At 73.0% G+C, this 15,857-nt stretch carries 15 protein-coding genes; 6 read left to right on the top strand and 9 right to left on the bottom strand.

What is annotated here, in order from left to right; translation table 11 throughout:
* Window positions 1-45: 45 nt before the first annotated feature.
* The 4 genes from ACFV4P_RS06465 to ACFV4P_RS06450 all read right to left on the bottom strand — a co-directional run bounded on the left by ACFV4P_RS06465 (window position 46) and on the right by ACFV4P_RS06450 (window position 5,389).
* Window positions 46-1,038: a trypsin-like serine peptidase gene (locus ACFV4P_RS06465; protein WP_380467934.1), complete on the bottom strand. Its 993-nt coding sequence runs from the start codon at window positions 1,036-1,038 to the stop codon at window positions 46-48.
* A gap of 218 nt (window positions 1,039-1,256) precedes the next feature.
* On the bottom strand, window positions 1,257-2,681 hold the full coding sequence (locus ACFV4P_RS06460; RefSeq protein ID WP_380468176.1) for an MFS transporter: 1,425 nt from the start codon (window positions 2,679-2,681) through the stop codon (window positions 1,257-1,259).
* A gap of 258 nt (window positions 2,682-2,939) precedes the next feature.
* A complete protein-coding gene (locus ACFV4P_RS06455) occupies window positions 2,940-4,652 on the bottom strand; it encodes a DUF885 domain-containing protein (RefSeq protein WP_380467932.1) in 1,713 nt (570 codons plus the stop codon).
* 56 nt (window positions 4,653-4,708) lie between these two features.
* Window positions 4,709-5,389: a rhomboid-like protein gene (locus ACFV4P_RS06450; protein WP_380467930.1), complete on the bottom strand. Its 681-nt coding sequence runs from the start codon at window positions 5,387-5,389 to the stop codon at window positions 4,709-4,711.
* Window positions 5,390-5,487: 98 nt separating this feature from the next.
* Between ACFV4P_RS06450 and ACFV4P_RS06445 the strand changes: the two genes are divergently transcribed.
* The gene (locus ACFV4P_RS06445) at window positions 5,488-6,222 is read left to right on the top strand and encodes a TetR/AcrR family transcriptional regulator (protein WP_380467928.1); all 735 of its coding nucleotides are present in this window, start codon (window positions 5,488-5,490) and stop codon (window positions 6,220-6,222) included.
* A gap of 7 nt (window positions 6,223-6,229) precedes the next feature.
* On the opposite strand, the gene ACFV4P_RS06440 is transcribed toward ACFV4P_RS06445, so the two are convergent.
* On the bottom strand, window positions 6,230-7,336 hold the full coding sequence (locus ACFV4P_RS06440; RefSeq protein ID WP_380467927.1) for a DUF6745 domain-containing protein: 1,107 nt from the start codon (window positions 7,334-7,336) through the stop codon (window positions 6,230-6,232).
* Between the two features lie 29 nt (window positions 7,337-7,365).
* Window positions 7,366-7,692, bottom strand: a complete 327-nt coding sequence (locus ACFV4P_RS06435; protein WP_380467925.1) for a hypothetical protein — start codon at window positions 7,690-7,692, stop codon at window positions 7,366-7,368.
* A 165-nt stretch (window positions 7,693-7,857) separates the two neighbouring features.
* On the opposite strand from ACFV4P_RS06435, the gene ACFV4P_RS06430 reads away from it, so the two are divergent.
* The 5 genes from ACFV4P_RS06430 (at window position 7,858) to ACFV4P_RS06410 (ending at window position 13,144) form a co-directional block, all read left to right on the top strand.
* Window positions 7,858-8,808, top strand: coding sequence for an STM4015 family protein (locus tag ACFV4P_RS06430; protein WP_380467923.1), 951 nt, complete (start codon window positions 7,858-7,860; stop codon window positions 8,806-8,808).
* A 14-nt stretch (window positions 8,809-8,822) separates the two neighbouring features.
* Window positions 8,823-9,950, top strand: coding sequence for an STM4014 family protein (locus ACFV4P_RS06425; RefSeq protein ID WP_380467922.1), 1,128 nt, complete (start codon window positions 8,823-8,825; stop codon window positions 9,948-9,950).
* A 112-nt stretch (window positions 9,951-10,062) separates the two neighbouring features.
* On the top strand, window positions 10,063-10,887 hold the full coding sequence (locus ACFV4P_RS06420) for an STM4013/SEN3800 family hydrolase (RefSeq protein ID WP_380468174.1): 825 nt from the start codon (window positions 10,063-10,065) through the stop codon (window positions 10,885-10,887).
* Window positions 10,884-12,251 carry an STM4012 family radical SAM protein gene (locus ACFV4P_RS06415; protein ID WP_380467920.1) on the top strand — a complete coding sequence of 456 codons (1,368 nt, stop codon included), beginning with the start codon at window positions 10,884-10,886 and terminating at the stop codon, window positions 12,249-12,251. The genes ACFV4P_RS06420 and ACFV4P_RS06415 overlap by 4 nt, the downstream gene beginning before the upstream one ends.
* Window positions 12,248-13,144, top strand: coding sequence for an STM4011 family radical SAM protein (locus tag ACFV4P_RS06410; protein ID WP_380467918.1), 897 nt, complete (start codon window positions 12,248-12,250; stop codon window positions 13,142-13,144). Before ACFV4P_RS06415 ends, ACFV4P_RS06410 begins: the two co-directional genes overlap by 4 nt.
* On the opposite strand, the gene ACFV4P_RS06405 is transcribed toward ACFV4P_RS06410, so the two are convergent.
* Genes ACFV4P_RS06405 through ACFV4P_RS06395 form a run of 3 tightly spaced genes read right to left on the bottom strand, consistent with a single transcriptional unit; the run spans window position 13,113 to window position 15,854 of the window.
* Window positions 13,113-14,102: an ABC transporter substrate-binding protein gene (locus ACFV4P_RS06405; protein WP_380467916.1), complete on the bottom strand. Its 990-nt coding sequence runs from the start codon at window positions 14,100-14,102 to the stop codon at window positions 13,113-13,115. The genes ACFV4P_RS06410 and ACFV4P_RS06405 overlap by 32 nt on opposite strands.
* Before the next feature lie 46 nt (window positions 14,103-14,148).
* The gene (locus ACFV4P_RS06400) at window positions 14,149-14,919 is read right to left on the bottom strand and encodes an amino acid ABC transporter ATP-binding protein (RefSeq protein ID WP_073814292.1); all 771 of its coding nucleotides are present in this window, start codon (window positions 14,917-14,919) and stop codon (window positions 14,149-14,151) included.
* Entirely contained in the window at window positions 14,916-15,854 is a 939-nt protein-coding gene (locus ACFV4P_RS06395) for an amino acid ABC transporter permease (protein WP_380467913.1), read from the bottom strand. The genes ACFV4P_RS06400 and ACFV4P_RS06395 overlap by 4 nt, the downstream gene beginning before the upstream one ends.
* Between the last annotated feature and the right edge of the window lie 3 nt (window positions 15,855-15,857).

Raw genomic sequence — 15,857 nt, 5'->3', positions numbered from 1 at the left:
CGTCGCCCCATTGTGGGCGACGGCGGCGAGGGATTCCAGGGCCGGTCAGCTCGCCCGGGCGACCAGGTCGGCGACGGTGTGGTCGAAGTAGGCGCTGTAGGAGGTGTCGTCGGTGTCGCCGCCCTGCTGGTAGCCGCCGATGACGCCGACCACCTGGCCGGTGGCGGCGTCGATGAACGGGCCGCCGCTGGTGCCGCTGGGGAAGGACGGGCAGTCGATGTGCCGCTGGTAGGTGTCCTGGCGGCTGGTGGCGTTGGTGCACACGACGGGCCGCTCGGCGCCGTTCGGGTAGCCGTACAGCCGGGTCTGGACGGTCCAGGCGGCGTTGACGCCGAGCTGGTTGCCGCCGACCACGTCCTCGATCCGCATGCCGTTGTTGGGCGCGAGGGCGAGCACGGCGAAGTCCTCGTCGGGGTCGTCGTCGTTCTGCCAGCCGTCGGCGGTGTACGCCTTGGTGACCTGCCAACTGCCGAACGGGGCCTGGCCGTCGTGGTAGCCGGGGACGAAGGTGACGCCGTTGACGCCGGACAGGCAGTGCGCGGCGGTGAGGATCAGGTTGCGCCCGGGGCTGTCGATGACGCTGGCGGTGCAGAAGTGGTTGCCCGGCGTGGCGTCACCGGTGAACAGCGCGCCGACCCGGATCGACTCGGTGCTGGTCGGGGCGTTGCCGGTGACGCCGAGCCTGACGTCCGGCGGGGCGACGGGCGGGATCTGCCGGGTGAGTCCGCCGGCGGGGTCGGCCGTGCCGTCGGCGCTCGGCTGCCCGCCGGCCTCGCCCGCGGAGGCCTCCGCGCTCGGGCTCGGGCTCGCGCTCGTGTTCGTGCTCGCGAAGGCGCCGGAGCTCCCGAGCGGGGCGGGGGCCGGGAGCGGGCCGGCCGCCGCGACGCTGTCGGAGCTGGACTGCTGGCGCGGGTCGCGCAGGTGGACGGAGACCAGCCCGGCTGCGGCTATCGCGCCGACCACGCCGACGGTGAGCAGCGAGGTGAGGGCGACCGGCCGCAGCGAGCGGCGCTTGCGCTGCCTGGAGTGCCGTCCCATGGTGCCCCGTTTCCTCCCGACCGGAGGCCGCCCCGCCGTCCGCGCCGTTGTCGTCGGCGGGCGGGGGCGACCCTAGCTGTCTCGAATATGCGTCGCCGAGCTGGAAATGCCGTGATTCCTGGCTGGGAGACTCGTGAGATTTCCGGTGGCGGACAGCAGGGTCTCATGACCGGGGCCGACCGCGCGGACGGCGGCACCGGGCGAACGGGTCGGGTCGCCTATGCCTCTGCCTGGGCGACGGTTCCGGTGCCCTCCTGGGCGGCGCGGCCCTCGGCCTCGCCGGGGGCGGGGCGGTGGTTGATCATCAGGAAGGCGACCACGGCGGCGAGCAGCAGGATGCCCATCGCGACGGCGGTGGCGACCGCGTAGCCGTGCACCGCGCCCTGGGCCTGGACCAGGGGGTCGGTCGGGTTGCGGGTGGCGAGGTAGGTGGCGGTGACGCTGGCGGCGATGGTGTTGAGCAGCGCGGTGCCGATCGAACCGCCGACCTGCTGGGCGCTGTTGATGATGGCGGAGGCGGCGCCGGTCTCCTGCGGGGCGACGCCCAGGGTGGCCAGGCTGATGGCGGGCATGAAGACCAGGCCGAGGCCGATGCCGAGCAGGATCTCGGCGGGCAGCACCAGGCCGGCGTACGAGCTGTCCACCCGCAGCTGGGTGAGCCAGGCCATGCCGCCGGCGCCGATCAGCAGGCCGGGGACCATCAGGGCGCGGGTGGGGACGCGGGTCATCAGGCGGGAGCCGATGCCGGCGGAGGCGATGATGATCGCGGCGGTCATCGGGAGGAAGGAGACGCCGGCCCGGATCGGCGAGTAGCCCTTCACGACCTGCATGTAGTACGTCAGGAACAGGAACAGGCCGTACATGGCGATGACGGCCAGGCCGACCGAGAGTGCGCTGCCGGCCCGGTTGCGGTTGCGGATCAGGTGCATCGGCAGCAGTGCGTGCGGGGTGCGCCGCTCGACCAGGGCGAACACCGCGAGCAGCACGACGCCGACGCAGAGCGAGGTGAGCACCAGCCAGTCGCCCCAGCCGCGGTCGACGGCCTCGGAGGTGCCGTAGACGATCAGCAGCAGGCCGCCGCAGCCGAGCACCGCGCCGGGCAGGTCGAGCCGGACCCGGTGGGAGCGGTCGATGTGGTCGCGGCGCAGCAGGTAGTAGGCGCCGATCGCGGTGACCACGGCGATCGGGCCGTTGACGTACAGGCACCAGCGCCAGCTGAGGTACTCGGTGAGCAGTCCGCCGGTGATCAGTCCGATCGCCGCGCCGCCGCCGGCCAGGGCGCCGAACACGCCGAACGCGGTGGCCCGTTCGCGCGGGTCGCGGAAGGTGATCGACAGCAGGGACAGCGCGGACGGGGCGAGCAGCGCGCCGAAGGCGCCCTGCAGGGCGCGGGCGGCGAACAGCATGCCGCCGGTGGTGGCGAAGCCGCCGAGGCAGGACGCCAGTGCGAAGCCGAGCAGGCCGACGATGAAGGTGCGTTTGCGTCCGAAGAGGTCGCCGATCCGGCCGCCGAGCAGCAGCAGGCCGCCGAAGGCCAGCGTGTAGGCGGTGATCACCCACTGCCGGTTGGCGTTGGAGATGCCCAGGTCGTGCTGGGCGGACGGGAGGGCGATGTTCACGATCGTCGCGTCCAGGACGATCATCAGCTGGGCGATGGCGATGACCGCCAGGGCCCACCAGCGGCGCGGGTCGGCCTGCTGGGTGTCGGGGGCGTGCGGGGAGGTCACCTGAGGACCGCCTTCCGCCGAATCGGGAATGGGCCTGGGTGCGCGCGTTCACGGCGCTCTCTCCAGCCAAGCGCCCGATCCGGTCCCGAGCAAGGCAGTATGTGCAGTTTTGTCAGCATTTGGGACGGGGGACCCGGGTGCCCGGCCGCTCGGCCACCCGGGACACTCCTGCGGTTACAGCGAGCTCAGCTCCGTCACCAGGTCGTCCAGGCCCAGCGAGCCCTGCGACAGCGCCGCCATGTGCCACGCCTTCAGGTCGAACTCCTCGCCGCGCGCCTCGGCGGCCGCCCGGGCCGCGGCCCGGCCGCTCAGCCAGGCGCGTTCGCCGAGCTTGTAGCCGATCGCCTGGCCGGGCAGGCCGAGGTAGCGGACCAGTTCGCTGTCCAGGAAGTCGGCGGACAGGCCGCAGTACGCGCCGAAGAACTCGCGGGCGGGCTCCGGCAGCATCGGCTCGCCGGCGGCGAACGGGGAGTCGGCGGGGAACTCCAGCTCCGCGTGCATGCCGATGTCGACGATGACCCGCAGCGCGCGCATCATCTGGGCGTTCAGGTAGCCGAGGCGGTGGCCCGGGTCGGTGAGGTGGCCGAGCTCGTCCATCAGGCGCTCCGCGTACAGCGCCCAGCCCTCCATGTTGGCGCTGACGCCGCCCAGGGTGACCTGGTAGGTGGAGAGCCGGTCCGCCACGTACGTCCACTGCGCGAGCTGGAGGTGGTGGCCGGGGACGCCCTCGTGGTACCAGGTGGAGACCAGGTCCCACTCCGGGAACGCCTCGCGGCCCAGGGTGGGCAGCCAGGTCCGGCCGGGGCGGGAGAAGTCCAGCGACGGCTGGGTGTAGTAGGGGGCGGCGGCGCTGCCGGGCGGGGCGATCCGCGACTCGACCTTCAGCAGCGGGTCGGCCAGGTCGAAGTGCACGCCCTGCAGGTCGTTGATCGCCCGGTCCATCAGGTCCTGCAGGTACTCCTGCACCTCCTGCTCGCCGCGGATCGCCGGGCCGTCGGTCTCCAGCCACTTCATCGCCTGCATCGGGGTCGCCCCGGGCAGCACCTTCTCCGCCTCGACCCGCATCTGCGCGTCCAGCTCGTGGAACTGCTCCCACGCCCAGCGGTACGCCTCGTCCAGGTCCAGGTCGGCGCCCGTCCAGTACCGCACCCAGCGGGTGTAGCGCTCGCGGCCCATCGCGTCGGGGGTGCCCTGGGCGGCGGGGCCGTACACGTCGCGCAGCCAGTCGCGCAGCTCGACGAGGGACCCGGTGGCCTCGACGGCGGTGGCGGTCAGCTGCTCCCGCAGGTCCTCGGGCGCGGGGGCGACCAGTTCGCCGAACCAGCCGCCGGGGCGCTCGGACTCGATCCACTCGGCGAACTGGCCGACCACGGTGTCGACCTGGCGCGGCGCGGAGAACAGGCCGCGGCGCAGGCCCTCCTCCAGGGTCTGCCGGTACTGGGCCATCGCCGCCGGGAAGCGGGCCAGCCGGCGGCCGAGCCGCAGCCAGTCCTGGTCGGTGTCGGTGGGCAGCAGGGTGAACATCTCGCGGGTGTTGTGGACCGGCGAGCCCAGGTTGCGGACCGACCGGTAGTCCTCGCCGGCCTCGTGCACGGCGATCTCGGCGGTCAGCCGCTCGCGCAGCAGCCGGGCGCAGCGGCGTTCCTCCTCCCCGTCGACCGGGCCGGACGCCTCCAGCGCGTCCAGTTCGGCGAGGGTGCGGCGGGCCAGGTCGGCGAGGGCGCCGGTGCCGGCCGGGGAGAGGTCGGTCAGCCGGTCGTCCTCCGGGTTGAGGCCGAGGTAGACCGCGGTCAGCGGGTCGAGCTCGGCGAGGGCGTGGACATAGGCGTCGGCGATGCGGCGCGGGGTGGAGCCGCCTGCGTGACGATCGTTCGGTTCATGAGCCATCCGGCCATCCTGTCGCAGCGCCGGACGAATTCAAGTCCTCTTTGGAAGTGGTCGCGTCAACTGCGTGCCGTGCGCAGTCGGCGCAGCGTCCGGGACGGGTCCCAGACCGGCCGGCCCCGGGTGATCGGACGGAACGCCAGTCCGATCAGCACCGCGCAGAAGTGCCCCAGATCGGTGAAGGTCCGCGAGGTCAGCAGCGGCACCAGGTAGAACACCACCAGCCCGCCCCCGTACACCCACCGCCAGACGCCCGCCAGGCTCCACGTCAGCACGCCCTGCACCCCGGCCAGCGCGTACGACACCCCGACGTCCACGGTGCGCGCCATCCGCATCGGCAGCACCTCGTGGTGCACGCCCCACGCCACCACGCCCTGGCTGAGGTACGTCGCCAGCACGTGCGCCGTCAGCGCGACCGTCAGCCACCGGCCGGTGCCCAGCCAGCGCTCGGCGGGGAGGTGGAAGAGGTGGAACATCACGAAGTAGAACAGGAAGTTCGCCTGCTCGGTCCAGATCAGGCTGGCCAGCAGCACGCGCACCGGGTGGGCGTTCAGCTGGTCGATGTTGGTGGAGCGCTGCTGCAGGAAGAAGTGCAGGGCCGCCGGGTCCTTCCGGGCCACCACGAAACTGGTGACGGCGAGCAGCAGCAGCCACACGTACGTCCCCGGGGACTTCCCGATCCACCGCCAGACCGCCCGCACCCACCGCACCGGCCGCTCCTCGTCACGATCCGCAGACACCTGGTCACAGTCTGCGGTCGGTGACGCCGCCCGGCCGGTAGGAACCCGCCGGTCCCGACCGTGCCGGACCGGCCCGCCCGACTACTACCCTGGCACCCATGGCAGCGACCCCCTCCCCCACCGAGGCGGAGCGCCCCCGGCGCACCACCTACCGCCGACTGCCCGTCCAGCAGCGGCGCGAGCAGCTCATCGCCGTCGCTCTCGAACTGTTCGCCGCCCGCCCGCCCGAGGACGTCTCGCTCGACGACGTCGCCGAGGCCGCCGGGGCGTCCCGCCCGCTCGTCTACCGCTACTTCGCCGGCGGCAAGCAGCAGTTGTACGAGGCCGCGCTGCGCAGTGCGGCCTCCGAACTCGTCCGGCGCTTCCGCACCGACGGCTTCACCGGCACCCCGACCGAGCAGCTCCGCGCCGTCCTGCAGCGCTACTTCGCCTTCGTCGACGAGCACGCCGCCGGCTACGGCGCGCTGCTCCGCGGCGGCTCGGTGGTGGAGACCGCCCGCACCTCGGCCATCGTCGACGACGTCCGCCGCGCCGCGCTCCGACGCACCCTGCGCCACCTGGGCGTGGGCGAGGCCGGACCCCGGCTCACCCTGCTGGTCCGCTCCTGGATCTCGGTGGTCGAGGCCTCCGCGATCAGCCGGCTGGACGAGGGCCGCCAGATCCCGGTCGACTCACTCTGCGGGTGGCTGGTGGACCAGTTCGTGGTGATGGCCGCCGCGACCGCCGTCCGCGACGACCAGACCGCCGAAGTCCTGCGCCCGTGGCTGGAGTTGGAGACCCCGGAGAGCCCCGCGGGGGTGCTGCTGGCCCGCCTGCGGAGCATAGGGCTGTAGGCGTCTCTCACGTTTCGCGCTGCGGCCGGTACGCCTCCTCCTCGACCCCGAACGTCCACGCCACGCCCGCCCTCGCCGTGCGGATGTGCGGCGGGACGCGCAGGTAGTAGGTGCGGTGGGTGCCGTCGGGTTCGGGGGTGGAGTTGACCACCTCGACCATCACGACCGGTTCGTCGTCCGGGAGTTGGATCCGCCACAGGATGCCGGTCTCGTCGCGGTGCAGCGGCTCCGCCCCGGATTCGGCGAGGTAGCGGTCGTAGCCGAAGTGCTCCAGCATGACGCGGCGCAGTTCGGCGTTCTCCTCGGTGCGGATGCGCTCGACGGTGAGGCCGGTGAGCTGCTCCAGGAAGTCCGCCGGGACGGGCATGCCGCGCCAGGCGTACAGCGCGAAGCCGTCGGCGTAGGCGAGGGCGGGGCCGTCGGCGCGGTCGAGTCGGCCGGCCTCGTCGCGGTGCAGGGCGACGGGGCGTTCGCTGAGCAGCACGGTGTTCTCGAACGGCCACCACCAGCCGGCCTGTCGGGCGACGCCGGCCAGCGCGGCGAGGGCGTCGTCGCCGGTGCCGGCGGTGTCGAAGGCGGCGAACCAGGCGGCGTCGTGCTGGCCGGCGACGGCGTCCAGGACGGCGAGCCGGACCGTGGCGCGGGTCTCGCCGGCCACCCGGCGGAGCTCCTTGTTCTCCGGCCGGCGGGACTCCTCCCAGCCCTGCGCTGCGGGCTCGGGCGCGAAGTGGTCGAGCAGCGCGGCGCGGACGCGTTCGGCGGGCAGTGCGGTGGTGGCGGCGAGTTCGGCGCCGGTCGCGCCCCACAGTTCGGCCCAGCCGCCGGGGCCGTGTGCGGCGAGCGCGGCGGTGCGGGCCCGCTCCCAGGCGGCGGTGCGCACCTGCTCGCGCACGGATCGGCCGAACCCGTCCCGGTGGTCGAGCAGTTCGGTGACCGCGGCGAGCGGCGACGGGTGCCAGCGGAACTCGGCGGGTTCGGCCAGCCCGGCGGCCCGGTAGGCGTCCCGGACGGCCTGTTCGGCGGTGGCCCGGTCGGCCGGTCCGGTGGCGGCGGCGACCGCGCGCCAGTGCGCCACCGAGGCGTCCGCCGGACGGCCGGTCAGCTGCGTGCTCATCAGTTCTGTCCTCGTCTCGTACGGGTGGGTCAGTCGGCGACGATCCGGACGGCGCCGGGCACGTACTCGCGCTGCCGGACCACCCGGAACCAGCCGGTGGGCAGCGCGATCGTCGCGTGCTCCTCGTGCACGACCCGGCCGCCCTCCGGCAGGTGCAGCCAGGCGCGGCCGAACGGGCCGCCCTCGCGCAGCAGTTCGCCGGGGCCGACCACCGCGTGCGCGTGGCCGGTGACTTCGCCGAGCGCCAGCACCAGCCGGCCGCGGCCGTCCCGGGGCTGGCGCGGCAGGTGGGCCACGGAGGCCGGTACCGCGCTCTGTTCGGTCGGCACGATCAGTACGTCACCCTGGCGGTACACGCGAGTCCTCCCGCGGTCGGGTCCGGCCGGGCGCCGGACGTCCCGATCGGAAAACTAGGCGGCCCCACCGACAACACCACGCCCGAAGGATTCCCCGTGCGGGTGAACGTCGGGGGCGGCTGGTAGACAGGGTCCGGCCCCACGACGAGCAGCGAGGAGCGGCGCATGACCATCAACCAGCACATCGAGGAGTTCCACGGCCTCCCCGTCACCGACTTCCTGGAGGCGGCGAAGGAGGGGAAGCTGCCCGAGGCGCCGTCCACCGCGTGGAAGGTCTGGGTGGACTGGGACGACGAGACCGCCTTCGCCGAGCACTGGGCGACGTTCCTGGAGACCGTCGCGGTGGAGAAGGTCACCGCGCTGGTGATCGGCCGCTGGTTCTCCGAGGAGCCGGAGTCGCTGGCCGAGGCGCTGCCGCTGATCCTCGCGTCCGCCGGCCGCTTCCCCGCGCTGCGGGCGCTGTTCCTCGGCGACATCACCTTCGAGGAGTGCGAGATCTCCTGGATCCAGATGTGCGACATCACGCCGGTCTTCGAGGCGTTCCCGCAGCTGGAGGAGCTGGTGGTGCGCGGCGCCGGCGAGGACTACGACGGCAACGACCGGCTCGCCCTGAAGCCGGTGCGGCACGAGAAGCTGAAGGCACTGCGCTTCGAGGCCGGCGGCCTGCCGGGCCCGGTGGTCCGCGCCGTCGGCGCCTGCGACTTCCCGGCACTGGAGAAGCTCGAACTGTGGCTGGGCGTCGACAACTACGGCGGCAACTGGACGAACGAGGACCTCGCCCCGTTCCTGTCCGGCGCCAACCTGCCCGCGCTGAAGCACCTCGGCCTGCAGAACGCCGAGACCCAGGACCGGATCGCCGCCGAGGTCGCCCACGCCCCGGTGGTGCCCCGGCTCACCGGGCTGTCGCTGTCCATGGGCGCGCTCACCGACGAGGGCGCGGCGGCGCTGCTGGAGGGCCAGCCGCTCACCCACCTGAAGACCCTCGACCTGCACCACCACTACCTCACCGAGGGCATGCAGAAGCGCCTGCGGGACGCCCTGCCCGGCGTCGAGGTCGACCTGTCCGGCGCCGAGGACCCGAACGACAACTGGCGCTACGTCGCCGTCTCCGAGTAGGCAGGGCCGCTGCGTTGACGTCGCCACAGCTGGTCGTCCTGGGCTGTCCCGGGCACCGACGGGTCCCCCTGTTCGCCGCCGCGGCCCGCGCCGCGGGGCTGCCGGAGCCCACCGTGCTGCCCTGGTCCTCGGTGCTGCGCGGACGGTACGAACTGCCGCCCGGCGCGGTCGTCCGGGTCGACTCGCCCGGCGAGGACCCGGAGGCCGACCGGCTGCTGCGCGGCGCCGCGCTGGGCGACGGTTACGCGGCCACCCGGGTCGAGGGCGGCCCGGCCTGGTACGCGGGCGTCACCGCCGCGCTGCGCGAACTGGCCGCCCGGCCGGGGGTGCGGATGCTCGGCGATCCGGAGGAGATCGCGGTGATGTTCGACAAGCGCCGCGCGCATGCGGCGCTGGCCGCCGCAGGGGTCCCGGTGCCCGCCGCGCTTCCGGGCGAACTCCCGTCCTCCTTCGAGGAGTTGCGCGAACGGCTGGACTCCGCCGGGATGCGCCGGGTGTTCCTCAAGCCGGTGCACGGCTCCTCCGCGTCCGGGGTGGTCGCCCTGGAGTTCGGCCCGCACGGCCGGGTCCAGGCCACCACCTCGGTGGAGGTCGCCCCGGACGGGTTGCACAACTCGCTCACCGTCCGGCGCTACCGCGACGCGGCCGAGGTCGCCGCCCTGATCGACCGCCTCGCCCCGGAGGGCCTGCACGTCGAACAGTGGGTCCCCAAGTCCGGCCGGCACGGCCGCACCGCGGACCTCCGGGTCCTGGTCGTCGACGGCCGGGCGACCCACGTGGTGGTCCGCACCAGCCGCCACCCCATGACCAACCTCCACCTCGGCGGCGCCCGCGGCGAGACGGCGGCCCTCCGGTCCGCCGTCGGCGACGCCTGGCCCGCCCTCCTCGCCACCGCCGAAGCCGCCGCCGCCCGCTTCCCGCAGACCCCCATGGTCGGCGTCGACCTCCTCCCCACCTCCCACTGGCGCCGCACCCTGGTCGGCGAGGTCAACGCCTTCGGCGACCTCCTTCCCAACCTCCCCGGCCTCCCCGACGGCCCGGCCCCGGGCCTCGACACCTACGCCGCGCAGCTGGCTTCGCCGACCTACCGGCAGGCCCTCCTCGCCCCCGTGGCCAGATCCGCTCACTCAAGAGCCAGTTGACGCCCCGACGGCACAGAGCATTGCGCCGCACCCGACACCCCGCCAAGGCCCGCCCCCTCAACAGCCAGGCGTCAACCCCAAGGAACCCTCGTTGCACCACGACATACCGAACATGAACGAGATCGTCGGCACCCACGACCTCCTCCTCGTCACCCTCGACACCCTCCGCTTCGACGTCGCCGAAGAGCTTCTCGCCGCCGGCCGCCTCCCCCACCTCGCCCGGGTGATCCCGAACGGCGTCTGGGAGCGCCGGCACTCCCCGGGCAGCTTCACCTACGCCGCCCACCAGGCGATCCTGGCCGGCTTCCTGCCCACGCCGGCGTCCCCCGACGGCCCGCACCCGCGGCTCTTCGCCGCGCGTTTCGCCGGCTCCGAGTCGACCGAGTCCCGTACCTGGGTGTTCGACGCCCCCGACCTGCCGTCGGCTCTCGCCGGGGTCGGCTACCGCACGGTCTGCATCGGCGGTGTCGGCTTCTTCAACAAGCAGGGCCCGCTCGGTTCCGTCCTCCCCGGCCTGTTCCAGGAGAGCCACTGGGCACCGGAGTTGGGCGTCCCGTCCCCGACCTCGTTCGAGTCGCAGGTGGCGGTGGCGGAGCGGGTCGCCGCCGAGCAGCCCCCGGACCGGCCGCTCTTCCTCTTCGTCAACGTCTCCGCCCTGCACCAGCCGAACTGGTTCCACCTCCCGGGCGCGACCCGCGAGGACGGCGACTCGCGGGCCAGTCACGCCGCCGCGTTGGAGTACGTGGACGCGCATCTGGGGCGGTTGTTCGCGGCGATGTCCGCGCGCCGCCCGTGCTTCGCGATCGTCTGTTCCGACCACGGCACGGCGTACGGCGAGGACGGCTACACCGGTCACCGGATCGGCCACGAGGTGGTCTGGACGGTGCCGTACGCACACTTCACCCTCCCGGCCGCTCCCCCGAGGCAGGACCGATGACGACACCGACCGCGTCCGAATCCCCGTACCAGTCCTACGTCTACGCCTACCCGCACAAGACGGCGTACCGTCCGCTCCCCGACCGCCCGCCGCTGACCGGGCTGTGGCGGGGCGAGAAGCAGGACGCCCTCTCGCTCTACCTGCACATCCCGTTCTGCGAGGTGCGCTGCGGCTTCTGCAACCTGTTCACCCGGATCGGCAGCCCGGAGGGCCTGACCACGGCCTACCTGGACGCGCTGGAGCGGCAGGCCGGCCAGGTGCGCGAGGCCCTCGCCGGCGACGCCCGGTTCGCCCTCGCCGCGTTCGGCGGCGGCACGCCGACCTACCTGACGGCGTCCGAGCTGGAGCGGCTGTGCGACATCGCCGAGCACCGCATGGGCGCCGACCTCACCGCGATCCCGCTCTCCGTCGAGGCCTCCCCCGACACCGCCACCGCCGACCGCCTTCGGGTGCTGGCCGAGCGCGGCACCACGCGGCTCAGCCTGGGCGTGCAGTCCTTCCTGGACGAGGAGGCGAAGTCGGCCGTCCGGCCGCAGAAGCGGGCGGCGGTGGAGGCGGCCCTCGGCCGGGTCCGCGACGCCGGCTTCCCGGTGCTGAACATCGACCTGATCTACGGCATCGACGGCCAGACCGTGGCCAGCTGGATCAAGTCCCTGGACGCGGCGCTGAGTTGGCGGCCGGAGGAGCTCTACCTCTACCCGCTGTACGTCCGCCCCCTGACCGGCCTCGGCCGCCACACCGCACCCGCCTCCACCACCGACGGCACCGACGGCGGCACCACCGGCGACACCGCGGACTGGGACGCCCAACGCCTGACGCTCTACCGCGCCGGCCGCGACCACCTGCTGGCGAACGGCTACCAGCAGGTGTCCATGCGGATGTTCCGCCGCACCGGCGGGGCGGCCGCGAGCACCGGCGAGTACGCCTGCCAGACCGACGGCATGGTCGGCCTCGGCTGCGGGGCGCGCTCGTACACCTCGAAGCTGCACTACTCCTTCGACTACGCGGTCGACGCCCGCGAGGTGCGCCGGATCATCGACGACTACGTCGCCGCCCCGGACTTCTCGCGCGCCGAACTGGGCTGGGAGATGACGGACGAGGAGACCCGCCGCCGCCACCTGGTGCAGTCCCTCCTGCAGGGCGAGGGCGTCGACCTGACCGCCTACCGCGAGCGCTTCGGCAGCACCCCGGAGCAGGACTTCCCGGCCGAACTGGCCGAGTTCGCCGCCCACGGCTGGCTGGCCGACGACGCGCGGAACAGCCTGCTGCTGAGCCCGGAGGGCCTGGCCTGGTCGGACGCGATCGGCCCGCGGCTGTTCTCCGCCGGAGTGCGCGCGCGGATGACGGAGTACTCGCCGAAATGAGCGCGCTGACGATCCTGTACCGGGGCCCGCTGTCGTCGTGCGACTACGACTGCCCGTACTGCCCGTTCGCGAAGCGGCGGGACTCCCCGGAGCTGCTGCGCACCGACCGAGCAGCGCTGGAGCGGTTCACCGCCTGGGCGGCGGCGTACGAACACGGGCCGCTCTCGGTGCTGTTCACGCCGTGGGGCGAGGGCCTGGTGCGGTCCTGGTACCGCCGGGCGATGGTGGAGCTGAGCCGGCTGCCGCACCTGGAGCGGGTGGCGATCCAGACCAACGCGAGCTGCCGCACCGGTTGGCTGGCCGAGGCGGACCTGTCGAAGCTGGCGCTCTGGGTGACGTACCACCCGGGCCAGGTGACGGAGCAGCGCTTCCTCGCCAAGTGCGCCGAACTGGCCGCGCTGGGCGTGCGGTTCAGCGTCGGCGTGGTCGGGCAGCCGGAGCACCTGGCGGCGGCCCGCCGGCTGCGGGCCGCCCTGCCGCCGTCCGTCTACCTGTGGGTGAACGCCGCCGACGGCCTCACGTACACCGACGCCGAGGCGGCCGAGTGGACCGCGCTGGACCCACTGTTCGGCTACAGCCGCCACCCGCACCGCAGCGCGGGCCTGCCGTGCCGCACCGGGGAGAGCGTGGTCTCGGTGGACGGGGACGGCACGGTGCGCCGCTGCCACTTCGTCCGACCGCCGCTGGGCAACCTGTACGACGACTCCTACCGGGCCCAACTGCGTCCCCGGGCCTGCCCGTTGGGCGAGTGCGACTGCCACATCGGCTATGTGCACCTGGAGCCGCTGCCGCTGTACGACGTGTTCGCGGGCGGGGTGCTGGAACGCATCCCGCACGGCTGGTCCGGGCCCGGGGCGCCCGTCAGTCGGTCTTCGGCAGGCCCGGCGGGTTGATCTCGGAGCTCTGCACGGCCTCGTTGTCCAGGCCCCAGCGCTTCAGCACCTCGCCGTAGCTCCCGTTCCTGATCAGCTCGTCGATGGCCGCGCCGAGCGCCTTCACCAGCCCGTTGTCCTTCTTCGTGGTGGCCGCGATCTTGCCGAGGACCTGGTCGCCGGCGCCCGAGTAGGTGCCGATGATCTCGGTCTCGCCGGTCTGCGCGGCGTGGAACGCGCCGGACGGGTTGGGGCCGAGCCAGGCCTCGATCCGGCCGGAGCCGAGGGCCAGGTAGTAGTCGGAGGAGGTCTGGAAGTACTTCACGTCCACCGGCTTGAGGCCGGCTTTCACGTTCTGCTCGTTCCAGGCGAGCAGCAGCTTCTCCTGGTTGGTGCCGGAGGCGACGCCGATGGTGTGTCCGGCGACGTCGGCCGGGCCCTCGACCTTCCAGCTGCCGCCCTTCTTGGCCTCGAAGCCGAGGATGTCGAGCCGGTAGGTGGCGAAGTCGTACTTCTCCTTGCGGGCCTCGGTGACGGTGATGTTGGTGATGCCGACGTCGAACTTGCCGCTGTCCAGGCCGACGAAGACGTTCTCCCAGGAGACCGGCGTGAGCTCGACCTTCAGGTCGAGGACGTTGCCGATCAGGTACGCCAGGTCGGGTTCGGCGCCGATGATGGTGCGGTCGTCGGTGGCGTGGAAGTCCAGCGGTGGGACGGTGCCGAGGTTGTCCACCACCTGGAGGGTGCCTCTTCGGCGGACCTCCTCGGGCACCAGCGCGGCGATCGCGTCGACCTTGGGCGTGGTGATCCGGTGCTGCTCGGGCGTCAGGTTGACCTTGACGCCGTTGGGCGCGGTGCCCGCACCGGACCCGCCCAGGTCGGCGGCGGCGTTGCCGCCGGAGCCGCAGGCGGCGAGCAGAAAGGCGGCGGCGAGGGCCAGGGCGGCCGGACCGGCACTGCGACGAAGACCAGCGATCACGACGACAACTCCCTTACGGAAAAACAGACTTACGGATGGCAGGGACTCAGAGAACCTTGGCGAGGAAGGCGCGCGTGCGCTCGTGCTGCGGCGCGTCCAGCACCTGGGCGGGCGGGCCCTGTTCGACCACCACTCCGCCGTCCATGAACACCACCGTGTCGGCGACCTCACGGGCGAAGCCGATCTCGTGGGTGACCACGATCATGGTGGTGCCGGTGCGGGCCAGGTCCTTGATGACGTCGAGGACTTCGCCGACGAGTTCGGGGTCGAGCGCCGAGGTCGGTTCGTCGAACAGCAGCACCTTGGGTTCCAGGGCGAGCGCCCGGGCGATGGCGACGCGCTGCTGCTGGCCACCGGAGAGCCGGCGCGGGTAGGCGTCGGCCTTGTCGGCGAGGCCGACCCGGGCCAGCAGCTCGCGGGCCCGGGCGCGGGCCTGTTCGCGGGGGACGCCGAGCGCGCCGACGGGCGCCTCGACGAGGTTCTCCAGCACGGTGAGGTGCGGGAACAGGTTGAAGTTCTGGAACACGAAGCCGAGCCGGGTGCGCTGCTTGAGCACCTCGCGTTCGGGCAGTTCGCGCAGCCGGTCGCCGGCCTTCCGGTAGCCGATCAGTTCGCCGTCCACCCGGACGTGGCCGCGGTCGAGCTTCTCCAGGTGGTTGATGGCCCGCAGCAGGGTGGACTTCCCGGAGCCGGACGGTCCGAGCACCACCGTGACGGTGCCGGGCCGGACGTCGAGGTCGATGCCGCGCAGCACCTCCAGCCGTCCGAACCGCTTGTGGACGCCGCGCACTTCCACCATCGCCGTACCGCTGCTCATGCTCGTTTCTCCTGGATCTCGGTGACGGCGGCGCGCAGGCGCTGCCAGGGGGTGGGCGGCGGGGTGCGTTCGCTGCCGCGGGCGAAGTAGCGCTCGACGCGGTACTGGACGAGGGAGAGGGCGGTGGTGAGCAGCACGTACCAGGCGGTGGCGACCAGCAGCAGCGGCACCACCCGGCCGGTGCGGCCGTAGATCACCTGCGCCTGGTAGAAGAGTTCGCCGATCGCCATCACGTAGACGATCGAGGTGCCCTTGAACAGCGAGATCACCTCGTTCGCGGCGTTCGGCAGGATGCCGCGCATGGCCTGCGGCAGCACGATCCGCCAGGCCTGCCGGAAGCGCGGGATGCCGAGCGCGGCGGCCGCTTCGAGCTGCCCGGCGTCCACCGCGAGGACGCCGCCGCGGATGATCTCGGCGGCGTACGCGGCCTGGTGCAGGGCGAGGCCGAGGACGGCGGCGCCGAGTGCGCCGAGCAGGTCCATGGTGCCGAAGGAGACGAAGCTCGGGCCGAACGGGATGCCGATGCCGATCCGCTTGTACAGGTAGGCGAGGTTGAACCAGAACACCAGCTGGACGATCAGCGGAATGGACCGGAACGCCCACACGTACGTCCAGGCGATGGTGCGCAGGATCGGGCTGCCGGACAGTCGCAGCGCGGCGACGACCGCGCCCAGGGCGAAGCCCAGCACCGTTCCCCAGGCGGTGAGTTGGAGGGTGACGCCGACGGCGCGCAGGATGCTGTCGGAGAACACGAAGGCGCGGAAGGTCGGCCAGTCCCAGCCGGGGTTGACGGCCAGGCCGTGCAGGAACTGGGCGACCAGCACCAGCGCGGCCAGTCCGGCCACCAGCCGCCAGGGCCGGCGGTGCGGGACGATCGGCAACTCGGCGGCGCCGTCGTCCTGTTGTCGCGGGGTGTCGAGAGTGGTGACGGTCATCGC

This window comes from Kitasatospora sp. NPDC059795 (assembly GCF_042732175.1).
GTDB lineage: Bacteria > Actinomycetota > Actinomycetes > Streptomycetales > Streptomycetaceae > Kitasatospora.
Note: the sequence above shows the minus strand (reverse complement) of the source record. Positions and strands in the feature narration are given on the sequence as shown.

Bases quoted from the DNA above. Each gene is read 5' to 3' on its own strand.
- ACFV4P_RS06395 (WP_380467913.1), bottom strand. From the start codon at position 15,854: ATGACCGTCACCACTCTCGACACCCCGCGACAACAGGACGACGGCGCC.
- ACFV4P_RS06445 (WP_380467928.1), top strand. From the start codon at position 5,488: ATGGCAGCGACCCCCTCCCCCACCGAGGCGGAGCGCCCCCGGCGCACC.
- ACFV4P_RS06460 (WP_380468176.1), bottom strand. From the start codon at position 2,681: ATGATCGTCCTGGACGCGACGATCGTGAACATCGCCCTCCCGTCCGCC.
- ACFV4P_RS06455 (WP_380467932.1), bottom strand. From the start codon at position 4,652: ATGGCTCATGAACCGAACGATCGTCACGCAGGCGGCTCCACCCCGCGC.
- ACFV4P_RS06430 (WP_380467923.1), top strand. From the start codon at position 7,858: ATGACCATCAACCAGCACATCGAGGAGTTCCACGGCCTCCCCGTCACC.
- ACFV4P_RS06415 (WP_380467920.1), top strand. From the start codon at position 10,884: ATGACGACACCGACCGCGTCCGAATCCCCGTACCAGTCCTACGTCTAC.
- ACFV4P_RS06400 (WP_073814292.1), bottom strand. From the start codon at position 14,919: ATGAGCAGCGGTACGGCGATGGTGGAAGTGCGCGGCGTCCACAAGCGG.
- ACFV4P_RS06465 (WP_380467934.1), bottom strand. From the start codon at position 1,038: ATGGGACGGCACTCCAGGCAGCGCAAGCGCCGCTCGCTGCGGCCGGTC.
- ACFV4P_RS06420 (WP_380468174.1), top strand. From the start codon at position 10,063: ATGAACGAGATCGTCGGCACCCACGACCTCCTCCTCGTCACCCTCGAC.
- ACFV4P_RS06410 (WP_380467918.1), top strand. From the start codon at position 12,248: ATGAGCGCGCTGACGATCCTGTACCGGGGCCCGCTGTCGTCGTGCGAC.
- ACFV4P_RS06440 (WP_380467927.1), bottom strand. From the start codon at position 7,336: ATGAGCACGCAGCTGACCGGCCGTCCGGCGGACGCCTCGGTGGCGCAC.